Origin of the sequence: uncultured Phyllobacterium sp. (assembly GCF_902479695.1) — a bacterium.
Classification (GTDB): Bacteria; Pseudomonadota; Alphaproteobacteria; order Rhizobiales; family Rhizobiaceae; genus Phyllobacterium; species Phyllobacterium calauticae.
This window is the reverse complement of the sequence record NZ_CABSQF010000045.1, coordinates 1-22,309: the sequence shown is the minus strand read 5'-3', so window position 1 is coordinate 22,309 and position 22,309 is coordinate 1. Positions and strand designations below refer to the sequence as shown.

General features: G+C 59.2%; 19 protein-coding genes. 4 read left to right on the top strand and 15 right to left on the bottom strand.

Annotated elements, in window-relative coordinates; translation table 11 throughout:
• Positions 1–5: 5 nt before the first annotated feature.
• The 5 genes from RDL77_RS20580 to RDL77_RS20560 form a co-directional block, all read right to left on the bottom strand.
• Positions 6–788, bottom strand: a complete 783-nt coding sequence (locus tag RDL77_RS20580) for a ThuA domain-containing protein (RefSeq protein WP_288194521.1) — start codon at positions 786–788, stop codon at positions 6–8.
• Positions 789–834: 46 nt separating this feature from the next.
• Complete coding sequence (locus tag RDL77_RS20575; protein ID WP_223615016.1) at positions 835–1,845, bottom strand: ABC transporter ATP-binding protein; 1,011 nt, start codon at positions 1,843–1,845, stop codon at positions 835–837.
• Between the two features lie 5 nt (positions 1,846–1,850).
• Positions 1,851–2,681 carry a carbohydrate ABC transporter permease gene (locus tag RDL77_RS20570; RefSeq protein ID WP_288194520.1) on the bottom strand — a complete coding sequence of 277 codons (831 nt, stop codon included), beginning with the start codon at positions 2,679–2,681 and terminating at the stop codon, positions 1,851–1,853.
• Complete coding sequence (locus RDL77_RS20565; RefSeq protein ID WP_223615018.1) at positions 2,681–3,628, bottom strand: carbohydrate ABC transporter permease; 948 nt, start codon at positions 3,626–3,628, stop codon at positions 2,681–2,683. Before RDL77_RS20565 ends, RDL77_RS20570 begins: the two co-directional genes overlap by 1 nt.
• Before the next feature lie 116 nt (positions 3,629–3,744).
• Positions 3,745–5,007, bottom strand: a complete 1,263-nt coding sequence (locus tag RDL77_RS20560) for an ABC transporter substrate-binding protein (protein ID WP_223615019.1) — start codon at positions 5,005–5,007, stop codon at positions 3,745–3,747.
• A 420-nt stretch (positions 5,008–5,427) separates the two neighbouring features.
• On the opposite strand from RDL77_RS20560, the gene RDL77_RS20555 reads away from it, so the two are divergent.
• Positions 5,428–6,456: a substrate-binding domain-containing protein gene (locus RDL77_RS20555; RefSeq protein ID WP_223615020.1), complete on the top strand. Its 1,029-nt coding sequence runs from the start codon at positions 5,428–5,430 to the stop codon at positions 6,454–6,456.
• Positions 6,457–6,460: 4 nt separating this feature from the next.
• Here the strand turns inward: RDL77_RS20555 and RDL77_RS20550 are convergent, their stop codons facing one another.
• Complete coding sequence (locus tag RDL77_RS20550; RefSeq protein WP_288194519.1) at positions 6,461–7,303, bottom strand: GNAT family N-acetyltransferase; 843 nt, start codon at positions 7,301–7,303, stop codon at positions 6,461–6,463.
• A gap of 188 nt (positions 7,304–7,491) precedes the next feature.
• Here RDL77_RS20550 and lexA point away from each other — a divergent pair, with 188 nt between their 5' ends.
• Positions 7,492–8,211 (top strand): transcriptional repressor LexA, encoded by a 720-nt coding sequence (gene lexA, locus RDL77_RS20545; protein ID WP_223615022.1) that lies wholly within the window; start codon positions 7,492–7,494, stop codon positions 8,209–8,211.
• Here lexA and RDL77_RS20540 read toward each other — a convergent pair.
• Positions 8,205–10,526 (bottom strand): ComEC/Rec2 family competence protein, encoded by a 2,322-nt coding sequence (locus RDL77_RS20540; RefSeq protein ID WP_288194518.1) that lies wholly within the window; start codon positions 10,524–10,526, stop codon positions 8,205–8,207. The genes lexA and RDL77_RS20540 overlap by 7 nt on opposite strands.
• A 232-nt stretch (positions 10,527–10,758) precedes the next feature.
• Here RDL77_RS20540 and gltX point away from each other — a divergent pair, with 232 nt between their 5' ends.
• A complete protein-coding gene (gltX, locus tag RDL77_RS20535) occupies positions 10,759–12,183 on the top strand; it encodes a glutamate--tRNA ligase (RefSeq protein WP_288194517.1) in 1,425 nt (474 codons plus the stop codon).
• A gap of 303 nt (positions 12,184–12,486) precedes the next feature.
• The gene (gene gltA / locus RDL77_RS20530) at positions 12,487–13,779 is read left to right on the top strand and encodes a citrate synthase (RefSeq protein WP_105732880.1); all 1,293 of its coding nucleotides are present in this window, start codon (positions 12,487–12,489) and stop codon (positions 13,777–13,779) included.
• Between the two features lie 63 nt (positions 13,780–13,842).
• On the opposite strand, the gene lpxB is transcribed toward gltA, so the two are convergent.
• The 8 genes from lpxB to RDL77_RS20490 form a co-directional block, all read right to left on the bottom strand.
• Positions 13,843–15,024, bottom strand: a complete 1,182-nt coding sequence (gene lpxB, locus RDL77_RS20525; RefSeq protein WP_288194516.1) for a lipid-A-disaccharide synthase — start codon at positions 15,022–15,024, stop codon at positions 13,843–13,845.
• On the bottom strand, positions 15,021–15,911 hold the full coding sequence (locus tag RDL77_RS20520; protein WP_288194515.1) for an LpxI family protein: 891 nt from the start codon (positions 15,909–15,911) through the stop codon (positions 15,021–15,023). Before RDL77_RS20520 ends, lpxB begins: the two co-directional genes overlap by 4 nt.
• Positions 15,895–16,728 carry an acyl-ACP--UDP-N-acetylglucosamine O-acyltransferase gene (lpxA, locus tag RDL77_RS20515; RefSeq protein ID WP_288194514.1) on the bottom strand — a complete coding sequence of 278 codons (834 nt, stop codon included), beginning with the start codon at positions 16,726–16,728 and terminating at the stop codon, positions 15,895–15,897. The genes RDL77_RS20520 and lpxA overlap by 17 nt, the downstream gene beginning before the upstream one ends.
• Positions 16,728–17,213 carry a 3-hydroxyacyl-ACP dehydratase FabZ gene (gene fabZ / locus RDL77_RS20510; RefSeq protein WP_223615028.1) on the bottom strand — a complete coding sequence of 162 codons (486 nt, stop codon included), beginning with the start codon at positions 17,211–17,213 and terminating at the stop codon, positions 16,728–16,730. Before fabZ ends, lpxA begins: the two co-directional genes overlap by 1 nt.
• Complete coding sequence (gene lpxD, locus RDL77_RS20505) at positions 17,206–18,264, bottom strand: UDP-3-O-(3-hydroxymyristoyl)glucosamine N-acyltransferase (protein ID WP_223615029.1); 1,059 nt, start codon at positions 18,262–18,264, stop codon at positions 17,206–17,208. The genes fabZ and lpxD overlap by 8 nt, the downstream gene beginning before the upstream one ends.
• Before the next feature lie 53 nt (positions 18,265–18,317).
• Positions 18,318–20,687, bottom strand: a complete 2,370-nt coding sequence (bamA, locus tag RDL77_RS20500) for an outer membrane protein assembly factor BamA (protein ID WP_288194513.1) — start codon at positions 20,685–20,687, stop codon at positions 18,318–18,320.
• A gap of 229 nt (positions 20,688–20,916) precedes the next feature.
• A complete protein-coding gene (gene rseP, locus RDL77_RS20495; RefSeq protein ID WP_288194512.1) occupies positions 20,917–22,056 on the bottom strand; it encodes an RIP metalloprotease RseP in 1,140 nt (379 codons plus the stop codon).
• A 54-nt stretch (positions 22,057–22,110) separates the two neighbouring features.
• A partial coding sequence (locus tag RDL77_RS20490) for a phosphatidate cytidylyltransferase (RefSeq protein ID WP_288194511.1) occupies positions 22,111–22,309 on the bottom strand: 199 nt, incomplete at its 5' end.

Genomic DNA, 22,309 nt, shown 5'->3' with positions numbered 1-22,309 from the left:
GGCGTTTAGCGGAAACCTTCCTCGCCGGCTTCGTGCAGGCTGCCGCCGCGGGCGGTGATGGGCTCGATGGCCTGTTCGACCGGCGTGTTCGGCGCCGTATTGAGCTCCGGATAGCGGTTGGGATTGTAGGCCCAGTTCACCGCGTTGCGCAGGACAAGCCCGACCGTCTCATCGTGATAGGTTGGATAGGTTTCGTGGCCGGGGCGGAAATAGAACACGTTGCCCGCACCCTTGCGGTAGGTCAGGCCGGAACGGAACACCTCGCCGCCCTGGAACCACGAGACGAAGATCGTCTCGAGCGGTTCCGGCACGGAGAATGGCTCGCCATACATCTCTTCGTTTTCCAGCTCGAAATAGCGTGGCAGGCCTTTGGCAATGGGATGGCCGGGATTGACCACCCAGAGCCGCTCGCGCTCACCGGCTTCACGCCAGTGCAGCGCACAGGGCGAGCCCATCAGGCGCTTGAAAATCTTGGAGAAATGGCCGGAGTGCAGGACGATGATGCCCATACCTTCCCAGACGCGTTTGGCGACGCGCTCAACCACGTCGTCGGCGACATCGCCATGGGCGCGGTGACCCCACCAGATCAGCACGTCGGTTTCGTCCAGCACCTTGTCGGTCAGGCCGTGTTCGGGTTCCTGCAGGGTGGTGGTCTTCACCGCGATATTGCCGTCCGACTTCAGAAGCTTGGCAATCTGGTTGTGCATGCCTTCGGGGTAGATTTCGGCGACGGTCTTGTTCACCTTCTCATGAACATTTTCGCCCCAGACGAGCGTGCGGATGGTCATCTTTGTCTTCCTATTCATTGCATATGCGGTTGGGAGGATGCTCAGTTCAGTTTGACGCTGCCGGCCTGCCCGATTGATCGAAGCGGTGGACATTGTCGTTGATCGGCGAAATGTGGAGCAGTTCGCCGGGCTGCTGGCTTGCAGTCCCGTCCTGTCTGACGACAAGCGGGTCCTTCGCGCCAATATCGATGTAGAGATAGGTCTCGGAACCGAGGTTTTCGGACAGGATCAGCTTGCCGTTCCATGCGCCGCCCTTGTCCTTGATTTCGAGATGCTCCGGCCGCACGCCGAGCGTGTGGGCGCGGTAGGTATCCGCGTGTTTCTCGGTGAGGAAATTCATCTTCGGCGACCCGATGAAACCGGCGACAAAGACCGATTGCGGCTTCTCATAAAGCTCCAGCGGCGTGCCGACCTGCTCAACGATGCCGTCGCGCAGCACGCAGATCCGGTCTGCAAGCGTCATCGCCTCCACCTGATCATGGGTGACATAGATCATTGTGGTTTCGTGCATTTTTGCATGCAGTTTGGCGATCTCAAGCCGCGTCTGCACCCGCAGGGCCGCATCGAGATTGGACAGCGGTTCATCGAACAGGAAGACTTTCGGATCGCGCACGATGGCCCGGCCGATGGCCACGCGCTGGCGCTGGCCGCCGGAAAGCTGTTTTGGCAACCGGTCGAGATAGGCGGTGATCTGCAGCATGTCCGCCGCCTCGTTCACCCGCCGCTTGATTTCGTCTGTGCCGCCCTTGGCGAGTTTCAGGCCGAACGCCATGTTGTCGAACACCGTCATGTGCGGATAGAGCGCATAGGACTGGAACACCATGGCGATGCCGCGTTGTGACGGGGTCAGGCTGTTGACCACCTTGTCGTCGAAGGCGAGTGTTCCGGCGGTGATATCCTCAAGCCCGGCGATCAACCGCAGCAAGGTGGATTTTCCGCAGCCGGAAGGGCCGACGAACACCATGAATTCGCTGGGACTGATTTCCAGATCGACCCCCTTGATGACGTCGAACGTACCGAAGGACTTGCGGACATTGTTGAGATGAATAGCTGTCATTTGAGTTACCCCTTGACGCCGCCGGCGGTGAGGCCGGAAATGATCTTGCGTTGGAAAATCAGGACGAGAATAACGAGCGGCACCGTCACGATGACGGATGCGGCCATGATCGTGCCCCACGGGATTTCATGCGCACTGGCTCCGGACAAAAGCGCGATGGTGACCGGCACCGTGCGCACCTCAGTCGAAGACGTGAATGTGAGGGCAAACAGGAACTCGTTCCACGCCGCGATGAAGGCGAGCAACCCGGTCGTTACCATCGCCGGCCACATCAGAGGCAGGAACACCTTTGTGATGATGACCCAGGGAGTGGCCCCGTCGACGATGGCCGCCTCCTCGATTTCGACAGGCAGATCGCGCATGAAGGTGGTCAGCACCCACACGGTGAACGGCAATGTGAAGATCGTGTAGGAAAAGACGAGGCTCCACAGCGTGTTGTAGAGGCCGAGAAAACGCACGACTTCGAAGAGGCCCGCCAGCACCGCAATCTGCGGGAACATCGAGACGGACAGGATGGTCAGCAGCAGCAGCGAGCGGCCGCGAAACCGCACACGGGCCAGTGCAAAGGATGCGGTGACGGCGATCAGCAGGGCCAGCAGCACCACCAGTGTCGACACGACAAGCGAATTCAGCAGATTGCGGGTGAAACTGCCGGCATTGATGACCGATACGTAGTTTTCCAGCGAGAACGACGACGGAAAATACTCGACGGTGAACAGGTTGCTGCCGGTTTTGAAGCTCGTGATGATGGCGTAATAGAACGGAAAGACCGCCAGCACGACAATCAGGGTGACGAGCGCATAAAACGCCGTGTTCTTGGTGAGATTCCAGATCATCAGCGGTCTCCTCCATCGAGGCGCACGCGGCCAAGCCAGATCGCCAGCACGGTCATCAGGGCGATCACCAGAAACAGCAGCGTCGACTGTGCCGAGCCATAGGCGAACTTGTCGAATTCGATGAGATTTTCCCGCGCCAGTACCGACATGGTCTTGGTCTGCGAGCTGTTGGGCGTCAGAACATAGATCAGGTCGAAAATGCGCATGGCATCGAGCAGGCGGAAAATGATGGCGACCATCAGCGCCGGCTTGATCAGCGGCAGGGTAATGCGGAAAAACTGGCGGATCGGATGCACGCCGTCGATATGCGCGGCTTCATAAATGTCCTTCGGCACCATCTGCAGGCCTGCCAGAATGAGCAGCGCCATGAAAGGCGTGGTCTTCCAGACATCGACGATCAGCACCGCCGTCATGGCCGTATCGGCACTTGCCGTCCAGGCAATGGGATGGCTGATGAACCCCAGGCGCATGAACAGATCGTTGAGAATGCCGAACTGGTCGTTCAGCATCCAGCCCCACAGGCGGGCCGACACGATGGTCGGGATCGCCCATGGAATGAGGATGGCAGCGCGGACAATGCCCCTGCCCTTGAACTCGGCATTCAGAACAAGCGCGACGATCATGCCGAAAAAGGCTTCCAGCGCCACGGAGATGATGCTGAAGCGCACGGTGTTCCACACGGCGTTCCACCAGGTCGGATCGACCAGAAGTCCTGAAAAGATCGTGCGGCCGCTTTTCAGCTGGATCCACGACAGATAGTTCTTGAATCCCACCCATTTGGCCGCGCTCATATTGGTCAGCGAGGCATCGGTGAACGAGAAATAGATTGTCCGAAGCAAGGGCCAGCCGGCAACGATGGCCAGGGCGACAATCATCGGAATGAGAAACAGCTGCGCCGAGCGGGCGCGCTGCCGCAAAAGCTCTGAACGTGCGGTGGAAGGCGTCATGCTCGTATTCCTGCCCGTGTGGTTCCGGATGAAGCGAAAGCGTCAGGCAAACGGTGCGAACGGGGTTCGGGAGGTTGTGAACGCCATCCGCACCGTGCCCTTTTGCTGGCAGGGGTCTACCAGCTGTTTCCCTTGAGTTCGGTCAGCTTTGCTTCCAGAAGCTCAAGGTTTTCGGCAGCGGTGCCATTGCCCGATAATGTATCGTGGACCGCGCTCCAGAACATGTTGGACACTTCATTGTATTTCACCTTGGTCGGCGCCGAGGGGCGCGGAACGGAATTTTCAAACACCGGCTTCCAGTTTGGAATGAGCGGCTGCGCGGCGGCGATATCCTTGTCGTCGTAGAGCGCCTTGATGGTCGGCATGCTGGCCTGGGAAATCGCCCGCGCCTTCTGCTGTGCGGGAGAGCCGAGGAACAGCGCCAGCTTGATCGCCTCTTCGGGCGCCTTCGAATATTTTGAAACCGCCAGGTTCCAGCCGCCAAGCGTTGCAGCGGAGTTTTGGCCATCCTTGCCGCTCGGCAGGGGCGCCACGTCGAACTTGCCCTTGATGGCGCTGCCATCGGCCCCGGCCAGCGCATAGGCATAGGGCCAGTTGCGCATGAAAACGGAATTGCCGGTCTGCCAGACACCGCGTGCTTCTTCCTCCGTGTAGGCGAGCACGCCCTTGGGCGAGATGGTATCGACCCAGCCCTTGGCGCGGTCGATGGCCGCTGCCGCTTCCGGATTGTTGATCGAAATCGTGCCGTCCGCCTCGACGATCTGCCCGCCGCCCGAGGATTTTACCCATTCGAGCGCGTTGCAGGTCAGGCCCTCATAGGCATTGGCCTGGAAGACAAAGCCATAAATGCTCTTGTTGCCGGCCGCCCGCTCGCCATCCTGGATTTCCTTGGCGGTTGCCGCCATCTCGTCCCAGGTTTTTGGCACCGGCTTCTTGTACTTTTCCAGCAGGTCCTTGCGGTAGTAGAGCGCCGGGGCATCGGTGAACATCGGCAAGGCGACCAGCTTGCCGCCGACGGTCTGGCTTTCGATGATCGACGGTATGTGCTGGTCGATGACGTCCTTGGCGGCTTCCTTCAGGTCGAGGAACTGGTCGGCCAGCTGCGGCGCCCAGATCACATCGGTGCGGTAGACGTCGATATCGGTATTGCCGGCGGCGAGCCACAGGCGGTACTGGCCGAAATTGTCGGAACTGTTGGCTGGCATGGCAACGATGGACACCTTGTTGCCGGTTTCCTTCTCGAACTGGTCAAGCTGCTTGCGCAGGAACTCGCGTCCATTGCCGGTGTCGCCGGATACGATCGCCAGATTGGCGGCAAAAGCCCCCGAAGCCAGCAAGGTCGTGGTCAAAAGGGTCGCAATGAATGATTTGGCTTTCATGATTTCCTCCCAAAAATCTGACAGAATCGGCTGCCGCACATCGCAGCGATGCTTAGCCCCTCTTCAAAAACTCCTCCTGAAGCGCTTTGGAAATCATTTGAAACATCAAAATTCAAAGCGCTTTGAATGAAAAATGACAAAGGCTCTTTCACCTGTCAAGCCGCAAATTGGCGACACAAACCAGACATCAAGGTCAACCGCAGTGATAAATGGATTATTATATATATATTACAGCATATTATACGGCATTGCTGAGAACGTGAATTCCAGGCTGTCGCCCTGTTGAAACAGCACCGCGTCGACCACGGATCACAATATCGCGAGCAATTTACCAAAGCGCTTTGAATTTAGCCTCTGGTTATGTTTATTATTTGGAGTCATATCTGCATTGCCTGAAAAGACCGTACTGGATTGCTTGCCATGAAACTCAAGGAACTGGCTGAACAACTGGGCCTCTCGCAAACGACCGTCAGTCGCGCCCTGAACGGCTATCCTGAAGTCAACAAGGCGACGCGCGAACGCGTCAGCCAGGCCGCCCTCAAATTCGGCTACAGCGCCAATGCCAATGCCCGGCGCCTTGCCATCGGCCGCATCGGCGCCATCGGCATCCTGATGCCGCGCGACCGCAGCGAACGTTTCGGTCCGCATACGAGCGAGTTCTTTTCCGGTCTGGCCGAGCAGCTGTCGCAGCACGAAATGGACCTGCTGATGAGCCCGAGCATCAACAATGACGAGCTTGCGGCCTACCGGCGGCTGATTTCCAGCAAGCGCGTGGACGGCATCATCGTCACCGGCCCCACCCTGATGGACGAGCGGGTCGCCATGCTGACGGAAGCGAAATTTCCCTTTGTGCTGCACGGACGAACCAATATCGCCGCCCCGCATGCCTGGCTCGACATCGACAATGCCGGCGCCTTCCGGCAGGCGGCATCGCACCTGATCGATCTCGGCCACCGGCATATCGCGATGATTGACGGGCTGAAGGGCCACACGTTTTCCGAACACCGCGAAATGGGTTATCGCGAAGCATTGCTGGAGCGCGGCATTGCCGTTGATCCGCGCTTCATCGTGCATGAGCGTTTTTCCGACGAAACCGGTTTTCATGAGGCGCAGCGGCTCTTGTCCTATACGCCGCATCCGACCGCCATTCTCGCCGGCTCGATGATGACGGCGCTCGGCATTTTCCGCGCCATCCGTTCAAAGGGCTATGAACTCGGCAAGGAAGTCTCGGTGATCGCCCATGACGACGTGTTCCCCTACCTCAATGCCAGCAACATGGTCCCGGCCATGACCACCACCCGGTCGTCGATCCGCTCCGCCGGGTCGCGTATCGCCGAATTGCTGGTGCGTGTCCTCGACGGCGAACCGGTCGAGAACATCCACGAGATATGGCCGGTCGAACTCATCCTGCGCCAGTCCAGCGGTCCGCCCGTCGCCCCGCGCCGGTGAGTGCCTAGCCCAATTCGAAGGTTGTGATGCCAAAAATCCGGTCGAGCGGCAATTCGGGCGCTGCTCCGCGATACATGCGTGCGGTTTCGAACACCGGCGCCAGACCGTACCGGTCGCAAAGGCGCCGCGCGGCCCCATTGGTCCCGGGAATATCCAGAAAGACCTGCGCATTCCCGGCTGTTGCTGCGAGGGATTGAAACAGCCGGTCGGCGATCTCTTCTGTTTCGGCAAACAAGGGACCGATTTTGCAGCCCTCGCGGCATGCACGCACGACGCCATACCCCGCGATTTTTCCGTCGGCAATACAGGCCAGGCCGTGGCGGGAGCCGGACGGGCCGAGCCAGGCACGGATAAACGATTCCCGTGGTTCGGGATTGAATTGACGGTCATAGGCAGCGACAGCACCGATCCATTGCGCATCGATGGCGACGATATCGCCGCTGACGGTTGCCCTGCAGCCGGGCGCGCCGCCATAGCGGTAATTCGCATGGGCATAGACAAATCCCGACTTCCGATAGTTTTCCTGCTGGGCAACGACACCATCAAGACCGACGGTCTGTCCGGCAAATCCGCTCAGCACGCCCTGCCAGAGCGACCAGCCGAAACCCAGACCGCGCGATTGCGCACGCACCATGTAGAAACCGAGAAAGCCGTAGTCTCGCGCATAGCGGACCAGCGAGACCGCTGCCGTCAACTCACCATTCACCTCAAGCACGTGATAGCCCTTGGGGTCCGCGGCCCAGAATGCGTCCGCATCGTCCAAACCGGGGTTCCAGCCCTCGGCGGCTGCCCAGTCGATGATGGTGGCAAGGTCATGGCGCTCGGCGATTCGGATGAAAGCTGTCATGATATTGTGATATCCAACTGGAAACTGACGCAACAGCGCCCTGAATGGGCGCATTTCTGCCCGCACATGCTTCGTAACCAAGCTTCCAGCATTGCCGCAACGGAATATTAAGCACTTGTAGAACAATGCTGGAACAGATAGTGTTTGTTCTGGTTTTGTTTTTCCGATTCCCTGCTAAAGGATCGCCGATGCTCACGCGTAAACAACATGAACTTCTTCTCTTCATTCATGAGCGTCTGAAGGAGACGGGCATTCCGCCATCCTTCGACGAAATGAAGGATGCGCTGGATCTGGCCTCCAAATCCGGCATTCACCGGCTGATCACTGCGCTGGAAGAGCGCGGCTTCATTCGCCGGCTTGCGAACAGGGCACGCGCGCTGGAAGTCCTGCGCCTGCCGGACTCCATCGCACCCGGCCTCAACAGCCAGAGAAAGTTCGAGCCGAGTGTCATCGAGGGCAGTCTCGGACGCAATATTGCGCCGCCGAAGCCGCAGCCGCGCGCCTCCAACGATATGGACATGCCTGCCAATGTCAGCATTCCGGTCATGGGCCGGATTGCCGCCGGTGTGCCGATTTCCGCCATCCAGAACCAGACTCACATGCTGAGCCTTCCGCCAGACATGATCGGCAGCGGCGAACATTACGCGCTTGAGGTCAAGGGCGACTCGATGATCGAAGCAGGCATTTTCGACGGCGATACCGTTGTCATCAAGCGCGGCGACACCGCAAGCCCCGGCGAAATCATCGTGGCGCTGGTCGATGACGAGGAAGCCACCCTCAAGCGGTTCCGCCGCAAGGGTGCCTCGATTGCCCTGGAAGCCGCCAACCCAGCCTATGAAACGCGGATTTTCGGACCGGACCGCGTGCGGGTGCAGGGCAAGCTCGTCGGCCTGATCCGCCGTTACTGACCGGCCGCCGCGTCCCGTTCGGCATTGTTCGGGACGCTTTCGATCGCATGGGCCTTGCGTGAACGCTCCGGCCGGTTGCGCGCCGCATTGGAATGGGTGCGGTACTTGTTCCAGGGTCGGTCGGGCGGACCGATCGCCCAGGTCAGGCGGGCCGACTGCACCCTTTGCTCCAGCGCTTCTCCGGCTTTCGATAGATCCGTCACGTCACCCTGCCCTTGCCCGCCGGAGCCGAACCGGATTTCGGCAGCACCGTTCAAGGCGAGATCACGGCGCGTGATCACCATCGGGCCGGGAACGGGGCAACCGGTATCCACGCCGGCAAAGCTTAGCACGACAATATTCCCCTCGCTGCAGGCGGCGTTCCTTTGCGCTGGATCATCCGTATAGGCAATGATGAGACCGCCCGGTTCGCGCGCCAGACAGAGCTTGCCGGCGCATTCGAAGACACCCTCCGCTGCCTCTTTGCCGATCCCCGCCGGTTTGACGATCTGTTCCAGCCCAAAGCCCTGCCGCCAGTTGTTCAACGTGAAGGCGCCGCCCTGCGGGCGATTGATCATCAATGCCGTGCCATTGCGCACACCGGCCAGCCGGCCATCCTCGGACAGGACGACATCCGGCGGCGCTGTGCGCGCCATGATCAGGACGGCCGCAGCAAACAGCGGCAGGCTGCACAGACGCAACCACGACGACAGGAATATCAAGATCACAAGTGCCGCGCTCATCAGGATCAGGCTCGGCTGCGGCATCGGACCGAGATTGCCCGAGGGCGAGAGTGCGGCAACGTGATGGGCAATGAACACTACCAGCTCGATGCCACGCTCCATGACGGCGAACGACAGGAAATCCAGATCGAACGGCATCAGCAACAGCGAAAGTACGGCGAAGGGCATGACCAGAACCGAGACCACGGGCAAGGCAAATGCGTTGCCGATCAGTCCGAGCGGTGCGGTATTGTTGAAATGATAGGCGGCAAAGATCGCGCTGGCCGAACCGGCGACCAGGGATGTCAGGGCGACATCACTGATATGATCGCCGATCTTGCCGGGTAGCCGCAACAACAGGCTGTTGCCGGATGCACGCCGGGCATTCCCGCCGGCCTTGCGCGGCGACCACCAGCCGTAGAATGCGATCAGTGCGGCGGTGGCCGAGTAGGACATCTGGAAGCTTGGCCCCATCACCTCGTGCGGCGCGATGGCAATGGTTACCAAGGCGGCCAGGGCAACGTTGCGCAGCGACAGCGCCGCCCGGTCTACGGTCATGGCGACAAGCATGACTGCCAGCATGACAAAGCTGCGCTGGGCCGCCACGTCGATCCCCGAGAGCATCAGATAGAATGCCGATGCCAGCAGCGCCGCGCATGCCGAAAATTTCTTGATGGGATAGCGCGCAGCAAAGTCCGGAAAGAAGGCCATGCTTGCACGCAACGAGCCGATGACGATCCCGGCCACGAGCGCCATGTGCAATCCCGAAATGGAGAGAATATGCGACAGGCCGCTCAACCGCATGGCGTTGTTGGTGGCCTCGCTGATGCCATCACGCTGGCCGGTGATCAGCGATGCGGCGATGGCACCGGCTTCTCCCGGCATGTAACCGAGGATACGATCGGTGAGTGCCTGGCGCATCGCAGCGACGGCAAACAGCGTTCTGGTTGTCAAATCAGCCGGTTCCGGCAGAGAGGCTGCTTCGGGCTTGCCAAGAAAGAAGCCGCTGCCGCCGATGCCCCTGTAGTAATTGTGGAAGGCAAAGTCATAATTGCCCGATCGCACGGGACCGGATGGCGGGCGCAGATGCACCAGACCGCGCAGCCCCCTGCCTGTGGCAGCTTCAGGTGGCAGGGCGCGGGCCGATACAACCAGCCTTGCCGGGGCATAGCGCAGCTGCGGGCGCTCCGTGGCTATCACGTCCATCGTCACGCGCCAGCCGCCCCGCTCGGCGCGGTTGATCGCGACGATGCGGCCGGTCAGCCGCGTGGTGACGGCGGAGCCGAGCATTGGCGTATCCAGACGCAGCGTTTCCAGCTTGGCGCAGAGCATGCCTATGACAACCAGCACGGCGGCGGAAAGGCACATCCCGGTCAAATGCCGCTCGCGTGCCAGGAGTTTGAACCCGGCAAGCGCGGTCAATCCGAAGAGCATGGCGCTCAGCCGCGGTTCCACCGGCAAGCTGAAATAGACAATGGCGCCACTGCCGGCAAAAACCGGAACGAACAGGAAAAGGCTGCCGCGATCATAATCCCGCCCGCATGCCCGGGAAACGGCCGGGAGCAAATCCTGCCCCAACCCCATGCGCCGGCGCAGCGCTGCGGACAGACTCACGCCTCGCCGGGTGACGGCAACATTTTGGGATATTTGGGTCGCAAGACCCGGCTCATCGTCCGCCGGACGATCAAAAAACTGCCGTTCACTCGTTTGTGTACTGGTGCCGGGCCCCTGCATTTGCCTCCAATTCTGCCAATGCCCTTGCACGACAGCGCTCCTATGCTACATCAACGCCAGATCAAATCGATTGGATGTTAGGCTAATGGCCGAGACGTCTGTTGGAGTCCTTATGTCGTCACCTGTTGTTACCCGTTTTGCACCCTCCCCGACCGGATACCTCCATATTGGCGGTGCCCGCACGGCCCTGTTCAACTGGCTTTATGCCAAGCATACGGGCGGCAAGATGCTGCTGCGCATCGAAGACACGGACCGGGAACGCTCCTCGGAAGCGGCTGTCACGGCCATTCTCGATGGCCTGAAGTGGCTGGGCCTCGATTGGGATGGCGATGCGGTGTCGCAATACGAGCGCGCGCCCCGTCACCGGGAAGTCGCCGAAGAGCTGGTCGCCAAGGGCAAAGCCTATTACTGCTACGCCTCGCCGGCAGAGCTTGAGGAAATGCGCGAAAAAGCCCGCGCCGAGGGCCGCCCGCCACGCTATGACGGCCGCTGGCGCGATCGCGATCCGAAGGAAGCCCCTGCGGGCGTCAAGCCGGTCATCCGCATCAAGGCACCGCAGGACGGCGAAACCCTCGTGCGCGACCTCGTACAGGGCGATGTGCGCTTTCCCAACAAGGACCTCGATGATTTCATCATCCTGCGCTCCGACGGCAACCCGACGTATATGCATGCTGTCGTGGTTGATGATCATGACATGGGCGTCACCCACATCATCCGTGGTGACGATCACCTGACCAATGCGGCGCGCCAGGCCATCATCTATGATGCGATGGGCTGGGATATCCCGGTGATGGGTCATATTCCGCTGATCCACGGTGCGGATGGGGCAAAGCTGTCGAAGCGTCACGGTGCGCTCGGCGTCGAAGCCTATCGCGCCATGGGCTATCTGCCCGCCGCCCTGCGCAACTATCTCGTCCGCCTCGGCTGGAGCCATGGCGATGACGAGATCATGTCCGATGCGCAGATGATCGAGTGGTTCGAGATTTCCGACATCAATCGCGGCGCATCGCGTTTTGACTTCCAGAAGCTCGAAGCGATCAATGGTCACTATATGCGGTTCTCCGCCGATGCCGATCTGGTCAAGGCGATGATCGACATCCTGCCGGAAATCGAAGGCGGCGCGGACATTCTGTCGCGGCTGAACGAGCGGACCCGTCAGCAATTGCTGGCGGCAATGCCCGGCCTGAAGGAACGCGCCAAGACGCTGGTCGAACTGGCGGACAGTGCGAAATACCTGTTTGCGCAGCGCCCGTTGGCATTGGATGAAAAGGCAGCCGGCCTGTTGAATGAAGAGGGTTTGAGCGTGCTTTCCGGCGTTCTTCCGGCGCTTTCAGCTGTCAACGATTGGACCGCTGAAGCATTGGATGCAGCGGTGCGGGTTCATGCGGAAAACACCGGCTTGAAACTCGGCAAAATCGCCCAGCCCCTGCGGGCGGCACTGACGGGAAGAGCAACATCTCCGGGGGTTTTCGACGTGCTGGCGGTGCTTGGCCGCGAGGAGTCACTGGGGCGTATCGAAGACCGGATAAAAGGTTAATCCGTAGCCTCGACGGTGCATTTTTTGCATTGCAACATTGTGCCGTTCGGCTACGGTGTCGTGCCTGAGAAAATCAGGATAAAGACCTTGCAAAGAGGTCAAGGCTTTGGGCCAGTGTGCTGAACGCAGAGGTCAGAAAATAACCTGCCTGGAAGGAACATCCTGTTTCAAAGGCATACTGGAATATGAAGTAACTCGTGTGCTTTCACTTCCGAAGTTCGACGAGAGTCTACTGCTCAAGCAGCGAACTTCGGAATTGGTACACGGGATGTCAGCGGGAGCTGAAGCAAGAAAGGAACGGCAATGTCTGAGAATAGCGTCAACATCGATCTGAATGGTCACGAGTTTGCGTTACCGATTAAAAAAGGCACCATCGGACCTGATGTCGTGGACATTGGAACACTCTACAAGAACACGGGTGCATTCACCTACGATCCGGGTTTTACATCCACAGCCTCCTGCGAGTCGCAGATCACCTATATCGACGGTGACGAAGGCATTTTGCTGCATCGCGGCTATCCGATCGAACAACTCGCCGAAAAGGGCGACTTCCTCGAAACCTGCTATCTCCTGCTTTACGGCGAACTGCCGACAAAGAGCCAGAAGCATGATTTCGACTATCGCGTGACGCACCACACCATGGTGCACGAACAGATGTCGCGCTTCTTCAGCGGCTTCCGCCGTGACGCCCATCCCATGGCGGTCATGGTCGGCTGCGTTGGCGCCCTGTCCGCCTTCTATCACGACTCGACCGATATTTCCGATCCGCATCAGCGCATGGTTGCATCCATCCGCATGATCGCCAAGATCCCGACCCTGGCTGCGATGGCTTACAAGTATCACATCGGCCAGCCCTTCGTTTACCCGAAGAACAATCTCGATTTTGCCACCAACTTCCTGCACATGTGCTTTGCCGTGCCGTGCGAAGACTACGTCCCCAATCCGGTTCTTGCCCGCGCAATGGACCGGATTTTCATTTTGCACGCTGATCACGAGCAGAATGCCTCGACGTCGACGGTGCGTCTTGCCGGTTCGTCCGGCGCCAATCCGTTCGCCTGTATCGCTGCCGGCATTGCCTGCCTCTGGGGCCCTGCCCATGGCGGCGCCAATGAGGCCGCGCTCAACATGCTCGGCGAAATCGGTACGGTTGACCGCATTCCGGAATTCATCAACCGCGCCAAGGACAAGAACGATCCGTTCCGCCTGATGGGCTTTGGCCACCGCGTCTACAAGAACTACGATCCGCGCGCCAAGATCATGCAGCAGACCACCAAGGAAGTTCTCGCCGAACTCGGCATCAAGGACGATCCGCTGCTCGACGTCGCCATGGAGCTGGAGCGCATTGCCCTGACCGATGAATATTTCATCGAGAAGAAGCTCTATCCGAATGTCGATTTCTATTCCGGCATCACCTTGAAGGCGCTCGGCTTCCCCACCACGATGTTCACCGTGCTGTTCGCCGTTGCCCGTACGGTTGGCTGGATTGCCCAGTGGAAGGAAATGATCGAAGACCCGCACCAGAAGATCGGCCGCCCGCGCCAGCTTTACACCGGTGCAACGCAGCGCGACTACGTTCCGGTCGGCAATCGCAAATAAGATCATCCAGAATACGAAAAAAGGCGCCATTCGGCGCCTTTTTCATATCCAAAAGCCTGTTCCTCAGGCCCTCTGATGCACGTATTCGAGAACTTTCTCGGCGGCAATCTCGCCGGACGGCCGTTCGGTCCGCATCAATGCCGCGATCTCATCGAACCCCTCGAGCTGCAACGCCCGGGCATGGCCGGGTTTCAGCAGTTGTTCGATCTCGCGCGCCAGCGGGCCGGGACGAACGAACTGGTTGAAATATTCCTGCACGACCCGCTTGTCGGCGATGATATTGGGCAAGGCCGCACTCCAGACCTTGATGCGCGGCGCAATGAACATGCGCGCCAGCCAGTCAGGCCGGTATGACAACACCGTTGGGATGCGCGCCAGTGCGAGTTCCAGCGACACGGTCCCGGACGCGGCCAGAGCCGCATCGGCAGCGGCGAAGGCTTTCAGGCGTTCCGCTTCGCCCACCACAATGTTTGGCTGGACTTTCCAGCCGGCAGTGAGCTGGCGCACCAGTGGTTCGACTTTGGGAAGCGTCGGCAATGTCAGGCTGAAGCGGTTGCCGCGTTCCGCCAGCAGTTCAATTGCCTCACCGAAAGGTTTGGAAAGGCTTGATATTTCTGCTCTGCGCGACCCCGGCAGGACAACAAGATTATGTTCGGTTCTGTCAGCGAAACTGCTTTCCCGCGTCCGGTTCCGCTCTGCCGCCGCCAGCAGCGGCGCATGGGTCACCAGCCTGTGGCCGACATAGGTGGCAGGCGGGCCGTCGAGATCTTGCAATGCCTGCACCTCGAACGGCAGAATGGCCAGCACATGGTCGATATAGCCGCGCATCGCCTTGGCGCGTTCCGGGCGCCAGGCCCAGACCGACGGGCTGATATAGTTGATGATCGGGATCGATGGATCCGCCGCCCGCACCTTGCGGGCGACGCGATGGGTGAAATCCGGGCTGTCGATAATCACGAGGCAATCGGGTTTCGCCGCAATGATGGCTTTGGCCAGCTGCGCTATGCGGCGAATGAGCTGCGGCAGTTTGGTGACGATGGCCGTCAGCCCGACCAGAGCGATTTCGTGCTGGTCGAACAAGGAGTTGAGGCCAAGGGCCGAGAGATGCTCGCCGCCGACACCGGTCAGCGTCACCTCGCCCGGATATCGCCGCCGCAGGGCCTGCACCAGATCGGCACCAAGCAGGTCGCCGGACTCTTCGCCGGTGACAATGGCAAGGCGAAGCGGCTTTGCTGCTGTTTTCACTCGGCCTCCTGCGCAAAAGTTTCGATGAAAATACCGGCTTCGTTGGCAGCGGCGATTGTTTCGGCATAGCCAAGGATCAGCGTGCGCCGTGCCTCGATGGCAATGCCCTTCAAGCCGGCCTTCACCGCATTCTCGACCGTACTTACGCCGATGGCCGGCAAATCCGCCCGCACTTCCTGCTGCGGTTTGGCGCATTTCACCAGCACACCGCCCTTGCGGTTGATCCGCTTGGCAATGCGCAGTTCGGCGACCCGCTGCAGCATGGCATCGGTGCCCTCCACGCCCTCCAGCGCCACCACGCGGCTGCCGACGGCAATGGCCGCCTGCCCGATATCGAGCGAGCCGATCATGATGGCCGCCTCGCGGGCGGCCCGCATATCGGCAATGCTTGCCTGATCGGCTTTCTTCCGGGTGATGGTGCCCACTTCAGGTGCTAGAATATCCGGAACGATCTCGTGCGCACCGACAACCCGGAAACCGTAGGATTCAATGGTTGAGATCACGGCCTTGAGCAACCCGTCATCGCCGAGGCGAAAAGCTCGCATGAAACGATACAACGCGACGAGATTGCCGTTACCGGGCCGCAGCGCCGCGGAGAATTCCGGCCGGTGGCGCACGCCCCCCGCCAGAACGACATTGCTGATATCTTCCGATTTCAGGATTTTCATCAGGCCGCCCAGCTCGACGATCGAGATTTCGGCGTGCTTGCGCGCATTGATCTCGGGCGATGCCTCGCCCTTGATGGCAATGATCAGAGGGTTCGCACCCTGCTTCTGCAGGCTTTCCGCGATGGAAATGGGCAGGAGTCCGTTGCCCGCGACAATCGCCGTGCGGCCCGTTATGGCCGCCGGTTGCGTCCCATCCGTTGTTTTAGCTGTTGTCGTCACTGTCGCTGGTCTCGATTCCGGAACCGAGGGGCGGCGTGCAGAAGGCACGTTTGGTATCAGCGGTGATGAAATCGACCAGATCGAGAACCGCCGGCGATTGAGAAAAGGCAAGACGCACGTCACCGGCGCGATTGCGGACCGGCTTGCTGCGGTCGAACAGCATGCGCACCGCACGGCGCAGATTGTGTATCTCCGGACGGGCCATGCCCGAGCGCTTCATGCCGACAATGTTCAGGCCGCCCAGATAGGCATGATTGCCGATCACCATGCCATAGGGAATGACATCCAGTGCCACCGCTGCAAGCCCGCCGACAAACGCATGGTGGCCAACCCGCACAAACTGGTGCAAGGCAGCGCCGCCGCCGATGATGACATTGTTGCCGACGGACACGTGGCCGCCGATCATGACGTTATTGGCAAAGGTCACATTGTCGCCGATGTCGCAATCATGCGCCACATGCGAATAGGCCAGGAACATGCAGTTGTCGCCAACCGTGGTCAAACCCCGGCTGCCATCGGTGCCGCGATTCATCGTGACGCCTTCGCGGATCGTGCAGTTCCGGCCAATGACAAGCCTGGTGTGCCCACCCTTGTGCTTGGTGTTCTGCGGATCGCCGCCCAGAATCGCGTTCGGATAGACCTTCGCACCATCGCCGAGGGTGGTCGCCCCCATGATGACGACATGGCTCAGCAGAGTGACATCATTGCCAATGACCGCTTCCGGTCCGATATGGCAGAATGGCCCGATGTTTACCCTGTCACCAATCTTTGCGCCCGCCTCGACAATCGACGTGGGATGAATGCTGGAATTGGACATCAAGCTCCGGTCTCGTCTTCTTCTGGGAAGCTGACCATTGCCGCCACGTCAGCTTCGGCAACCTTCACACCGTCAACTTCCGCAACGCAGCTGTACTTGTGGATGTTGCCGCGCTGCTTCAGCTTGGTCACGCGCAGCTTGAGCTGATCACCCGGCACGACAGGCTTGCGGAACTTGGCATTGTCGATGGTCATGAAGAACACCTTGCCCGGCTTGCCGCTGCCGTTATGGAACAGCACGATAGCACCGGCGGTCTGGGCCATGGCTTCAATGATCAGAACGCCGGGCATGATCGGCAGTTCAGGAAAATGACCGGCAAAATGCGGCTCGTTGATGCTGACATTCTTGATGCCCGTGGCCGAGACATCGCGATCGATATCGACGATGCGATCGATCAGCAGAAAGGGATAGCGATGCGGCAGATTTGCCAGAAGCTTCTGGATGTCCGCGACGCCAAGACTGCTCGCCTGTACATTTTCATTCATCTGAACTGCTCTCCTTCTTGGTTCTGGTCATCGCGCGGACACTCGCGATTTCACGGAACCATTGCTTGAACGGCTGCGCGGGCGCACCGGCCCACCGCTCACCGTCCGGAATATCATTCATCACACCGCTTGCTGCGGCGATTTCCACGCGGGAACCAATATTGACGTGATCCTTGATGCCGACGCTGCCACCCAGCATCGTCATGTCGCCAAGCACCACACTGCCGGAAATGCCACATTGCGCAGCAATCACGCAATGGCGTCCAATACGAACATTGTGGGCAATCTGCACGAGATTGTCGATTTTTGTGCCTTCGCCGATCACCGTATCGGCGAGCGCGCCGCGATCAATGGTCGTGTTGGCGCCAATTTCGACATTGTCCTGAATGATGACGCGGCCAAGCTGGGGCATCTTGTCGAGGCCGGCCTTGCCCGGAACATAACCAAAGCCATCCTGCCCGATACGCACGCCCGGATGCAGCAGCACACGATTGCCAAGAAAGGCATACTGGACCGAGCAGCTCGGCGCGATATAGCAATCGCGGCCGATCTTGCAGCCATTGCCGATCACCACACTGGCGGCAATGACGGTGCCGGCACCGATGGAAACGCGCTTGCCGATGATGACACCGGGCTCGATCGTCACGCCGTCTTCTATTTCGGCGGTTGGATCAATGATGGCGTGGGGTGAAACACCCGTCTCTTCGCCGCTCCAGAGATGCGCATTCACCGCACGCGGATAAAGCGCGCGGCCAATGGCGGCGAAATCCTGCTGCGGATGGCGGCTGACGATAACGGCAACGGTCTTGGGCACGCTTGCCTTGACTTCGTCCGTGCACAGAACCCCGGCGGCTTTTAAACCTTCGAGATTTTGCGCGTTCTTCTTGCCATCGATGAACACAAGCGCATCGGGACCGGCATCAGCCAGGGATGCGAGGCGGGCGACCGGCCGGTTGGCCAGAGAACTGTCCACAAGAACGCCATTGGTCAGATCGGCGATCTGACCAACAGTCACGTTCAGCAGTGGCTCATAAAAGATCGGATCGGCCATCGACTAACTTTCTCCCCCGGGGAAATATGCTCCCCCGGGAGGTCAGCAATCTATCAGAATTTGCTCGACATGCCGAAGTTGAAGTTCTGCACCTGATCGCCATCCACTTTCTTGACGGGGAAAGCGTAGTCGAAGCGCAGCGGACCGAACGGCGATGCCCACATGATACTTACACCCGCGGATGCGCGCCATTCCATGCTGGTGTTCGATGCCTGCTTAAGATCATTGCCATACAATGTAGCAGCGTCGGCAAACAGGGCGCCACGAATACCCAGGCTCTCAGGAACGATCGGCAGCGGGAACTGCGTTTCCACGGTGGCATTGAAGTAGGTATTACCACCCAGGAAGCTACCCTTGGCATCTGCCACGCTCAAGTCGCGTGGACCGATACCGGCATATTTGAAGCCGCGAATCATTTCCTGATTGTTCTTGAACGTGTCAAACACGCGCAGATCGTCGCCAAATCCCTTGATGTAGCCAGCGCCGACACCGACGAGGCCGACAATGTCCATTTCCTGGGAAAGCGTCTTGTAGTAGCTGCCCTTGAACGTTGTCTTCAGGTAGTTGGCATCGCCGCCGACACCAGCATATTCTTGGTTGAACTTGGCATAGAGACCATCATGCGGGTTTTTCGTATCGTCGATGGTATTGTAGACAAGCGACCAGCTGACCGACGACTTGATCCATGTACCGCGATTTGCCGCATCAATGAACGCCTGCGAAATCTGCGACGGATCGGGAATGTCCGTTCCCGGGATCTTCGCAGCGTCTTCGATCGTGTATTTTTCCTGCGACAGGTTGTAAGCAACACCCGCCGTCAGTGTTTCGGTGATCGGCAGACCAAAACGGATTGTACCGCCGGTCAAATCGGTCTGATACTTGTCATTGACGCCGGACTGGCGCTTGAACAGATCGAAACCAGCCGAAATACGCTGACCGAGGAAGTAAGGCTCGGTGAAGGACAGCGAGTATGTACGGTTGTTGTTCAGACCGCCACCGGCAGCAATACGGATATACTGGCCGCGACCGAGGAAGTTGCGCTCGGTGATCGAGCCTTCGACTGTCGGTCCGGGGCTTTCACCACCGGTCGTATAACCACCACCGATGGAGAATTCACCGGTCGACTTCTCGACAACGTCCACAACCAGAATAACCTGGTCAGGCTGCGAGCCGGGAGCGGTCGAGATATTGACGGTCTGGAAGAATTCAAGCCGCTCCAGGCGCTTCTTGGCGCGCTGGATCAGAACCTGATTGAACGCATCGCCTTCGCTCACATCGAATTCACGGCGGATGACGTAGTCACGTGTCTTCTCGTTGCCGCGGATTTCAATGCGCTCGAGATAGGCGCGCGGGCCCTGGTCGATGTTGTAGACGACCGAAATCGTGTGATTCTCGAAATTGCGGTCGCCGCGCGGTTCCACCTTGGCAAAGGCATAACCCTGGCCAGCCACCTTTTCGGACAGCTTGATGATGGAGTCTTCGACTTCCTTGGCGTTGTACGTATCGCCTTCGGATGTCTGCACGAGACCACCCAGCTTGGACGTATCGACACCCTCGACCGAGCTCTGGATTTCGACGCCGCCGAACTTGTACTTCTCACCCTCTTCAACCGTAACGGTGATCGTGTATTCGTTGGTTGCCGCATCGAGATTGGCCGTCGACGAGACGACGCGGAAATCCGCATAACCGCGGTTGTAATAGAAGCGGCGCAGCAACTCTTCGTCCGCCCGCATGCGATCTTCGCTGTACACGTCATTGCGCGTCAGCCAGGACAACGGGTTGGAACGCTTGGTCGAAATCACGTCGCGCAGGCGGCGCTCACCAAAGGCGTTATTACCGACAAACACGATGTTGGCGATCTTGGTGCGGTCACCTTCGTTGATGTCGAAGACAACGTTGACGCGACCCTGACCGAGATCCATGATGCGCGAACTTACCGTAGCATCGCTGCGGCCGATGTTGCGATAAGCGGCGCGGACAGCCTCGGTATCGGCGTCGAGCGTCTGCTGGCTGAAGGCGCTGCGCGACTTCGACTGCACGGCACCGGACAGCTGCGCGTCCTTGATCTTCTTGTTGCCGCGGAAAATGACCTGATTGACGACCTGATGCTCGGACACCGTCACGATCAACGCACCGCCGGACTGGGTGATGCGCACATCGCCGAACAGACCCGTGTTGAACAGGCGCTTGGTGGCAGCATCAATATCATTGTTGGAGAAAGGCTTGCCTGGCGTAATGCCGAGATTGTCCTTGACCGTTTGGGCATCCACACGGGTATTCCCGCGCACTTCAATGCGGCTGACGGTTGCTGCCTGTGCTGCTGTAATCCCCGCAACCGTCGTAACGATCGCTCCCGAACTTACCAGAGCCGCTGAAATGGCGAGCGCCGACGCTGCACCAACGAATTTTGAACTTGCCGCCATAGGCCTACTAAACCTTTGTTTCTCGTTGTCCCCGGGCGAGATCCCGGACTAAGCAATTACTCGCACACCGTCATAGCCGGTTTTTACATACACGCAAGGCTTACGGTTAAAATCTATTTACTTCACACGAAAGCGTGGCATCCCTGCCACGCCATTCACGGCTTATAGTAAACAGATCATAACGCTTTTCCACCCCACCCCTCTAATTTTCACTAATGTTTAATTTTCATCACCGACAGGCGAAAAGATCATTAAACACAACAAAACCCATGAATCCCAGCACCAGAAGGAAGCCAATCCGGAAGAAAATCTCCTGAACGGCCGGCTTTACCGGCCTGCGGATGACCGCTTCCACGGCATAAAAGATCAAATGTCCGCCATCCAGGGGCGGCAACGGGAAAAGATTGAGCAAACCGATGCCGATCGACAGCATGGCGGTCAGCTGAATCAGCCAGTCGATCCCCTGACTGGCCGCCTTGCCTGCCATCGTGGCAATTTTGACCGGTCCGCCCAGCTGGCACTTGTCTTCCCTGCCCGCGAAGAAACGGCTGAAAAACTGGCCTGTCCGGGCAATAATGAAACCGCTTTCACGCACCGCCTGGCCGACTGATTCGATGGGGTTGTAGGTCACCCGCCGGAAGTTGCCGAACTCCTGATTGTTCACCACACCGATCACGGCGATTTTCACCGGATTGCCCAAGGCGTCCTTCTGTTCGGCAAGCTCCGGAGTGGCGGTCAGGCTGACCTCCTGCCCCTTGCGCTCGACGACAAATTTCAGAGAATCGCCCGCCCGTGCCGAAACATGGCGCTGAACGTCGGCAAAGGTTTCGACCTTGTCCCCGTCCACGCTGATGAAGCGGTCGCCCGGCAGAAATCCGGCCACGGCAGCGGGGCCGCCCGGACGCACTTCCGCAACCACGGGGTCTGCCACCATGCGGCCATAGAGCGCAAAGAAGACGGAAAAGATCGCAACAGTCAGCAGAATATTGAACGCCGGGCCGGCAAAGACCGTCGCCGCGCGCTTCCACACGGGTTGGGTGTGGAAAGCAACGGCGCGCTCCTCGGCGGTCATGTTTTCAGACAAGCCGATTGGCGAACTGGCCACGCTCTCGTCGCCGGCGAACTTCACATAACCGCCCAGGGGAATCGCCGACAATTTCCAGCGGGTGCCGCTGCGGTCGTTGAACCCGAACAATTCAGGGCCGAAACCGATCGAAAAGGCCTTGACGCCGATGCCGCACCACCGTCCCACGAGATAGTGCCCCATCTCGTGAACGAAGACGACAACCGTGAGTACAATCAGAAAGGGTAAAATCGTACCGATAAGCAAACCGTGCGTGCCGAAGATATAGCTCAGCGTATCCGTCAAAGTGTCCTCCGGGCCTTGCCCAACCCCGTCAGAGGGTCACCTAAGCTCAGCCTGCTAGAAAAGAATGTCGTAAGGCGTTTCCGGCTTCACCAGAATTGCCCCGATGAGGTACAGCAATGCCGCTGCGGCTACAAGTCCATCCACCCGGTCCATCACGCCACCGTGACCGGGGATCATGTATCCCGAATCCTTGACGCCGAATTTCCGTTTGACCCATGATTCGCCGAGATCGCCGATCTGCGCGGTCACCGAC

Excerpts from the sequence above, each read along its gene's own strand:
- gltA (WP_105732880.1), top strand. The coding sequence starts at position 12,487 with ATGTCTGAGAATAGCGTCAACATCGATCTGAATGGTCACGAGTTTGCG.
- RDL77_RS20550 (WP_288194519.1), bottom strand. The coding sequence starts at position 7,303 with ATGACAGCTTTCATCCGAATCGCCGAGCGCCATGACCTTGCCACCATC.
- lpxD (WP_223615029.1), bottom strand. The coding sequence starts at position 18,264 with ATGGCCGATCCGATCTTTTATGAGCCACTGCTGAACGTGACTGTTGGT.
- lexA (WP_223615022.1), top strand. The coding sequence starts at position 7,492 with ATGCTCACGCGTAAACAACATGAACTTCTTCTCTTCATTCATGAGCGT.
- RDL77_RS20560 (WP_223615019.1), bottom strand. The coding sequence starts at position 5,007 with ATGAAAGCCAAATCATTCATTGCGACCCTTTTGACCACGACCTTGCTG.
- lpxA (WP_288194514.1), bottom strand. The coding sequence starts at position 16,728 with ATGTCCAATTCCAGCATTCATCCCACGTCGATTGTCGAGGCGGGCGCA.
- RDL77_RS20555 (WP_223615020.1), top strand. The coding sequence starts at position 5,428 with ATGAAACTCAAGGAACTGGCTGAACAACTGGGCCTCTCGCAAACGACC.
- RDL77_RS20580 (WP_288194521.1), bottom strand. The coding sequence starts at position 788 with ATGACCATCCGCACGCTCGTCTGGGGCGAAAATGTTCATGAGAAGGTG.
- RDL77_RS20565 (WP_223615018.1), bottom strand. The coding sequence starts at position 3,628 with ATGACGCCTTCCACCGCACGTTCAGAGCTTTTGCGGCAGCGCGCCCGC.
- bamA (WP_288194513.1), bottom strand. The coding sequence starts at position 20,687 with ATGGCGGCAAGTTCAAAATTCGTTGGTGCAGCGTCGGCGCTCGCCATT.
- fabZ (WP_223615028.1), bottom strand. The coding sequence starts at position 17,213 with ATGAATGAAAATGTACAGGCGAGCAGTCTTGGCGTCGCGGACATCCAG.
- gltX (WP_288194517.1), top strand. The coding sequence starts at position 10,759 with ATGTCGTCACCTGTTGTTACCCGTTTTGCACCCTCCCCGACCGGATAC.
- RDL77_RS20575 (WP_223615016.1), bottom strand. The coding sequence starts at position 1,845 with ATGACAGCTATTCATCTCAACAATGTCCGCAAGTCCTTCGGTACGTTC.
- RDL77_RS20570 (WP_288194520.1), bottom strand. The coding sequence starts at position 2,681 with ATGATCTGGAATCTCACCAAGAACACGGCGTTTTATGCGCTCGTCACC.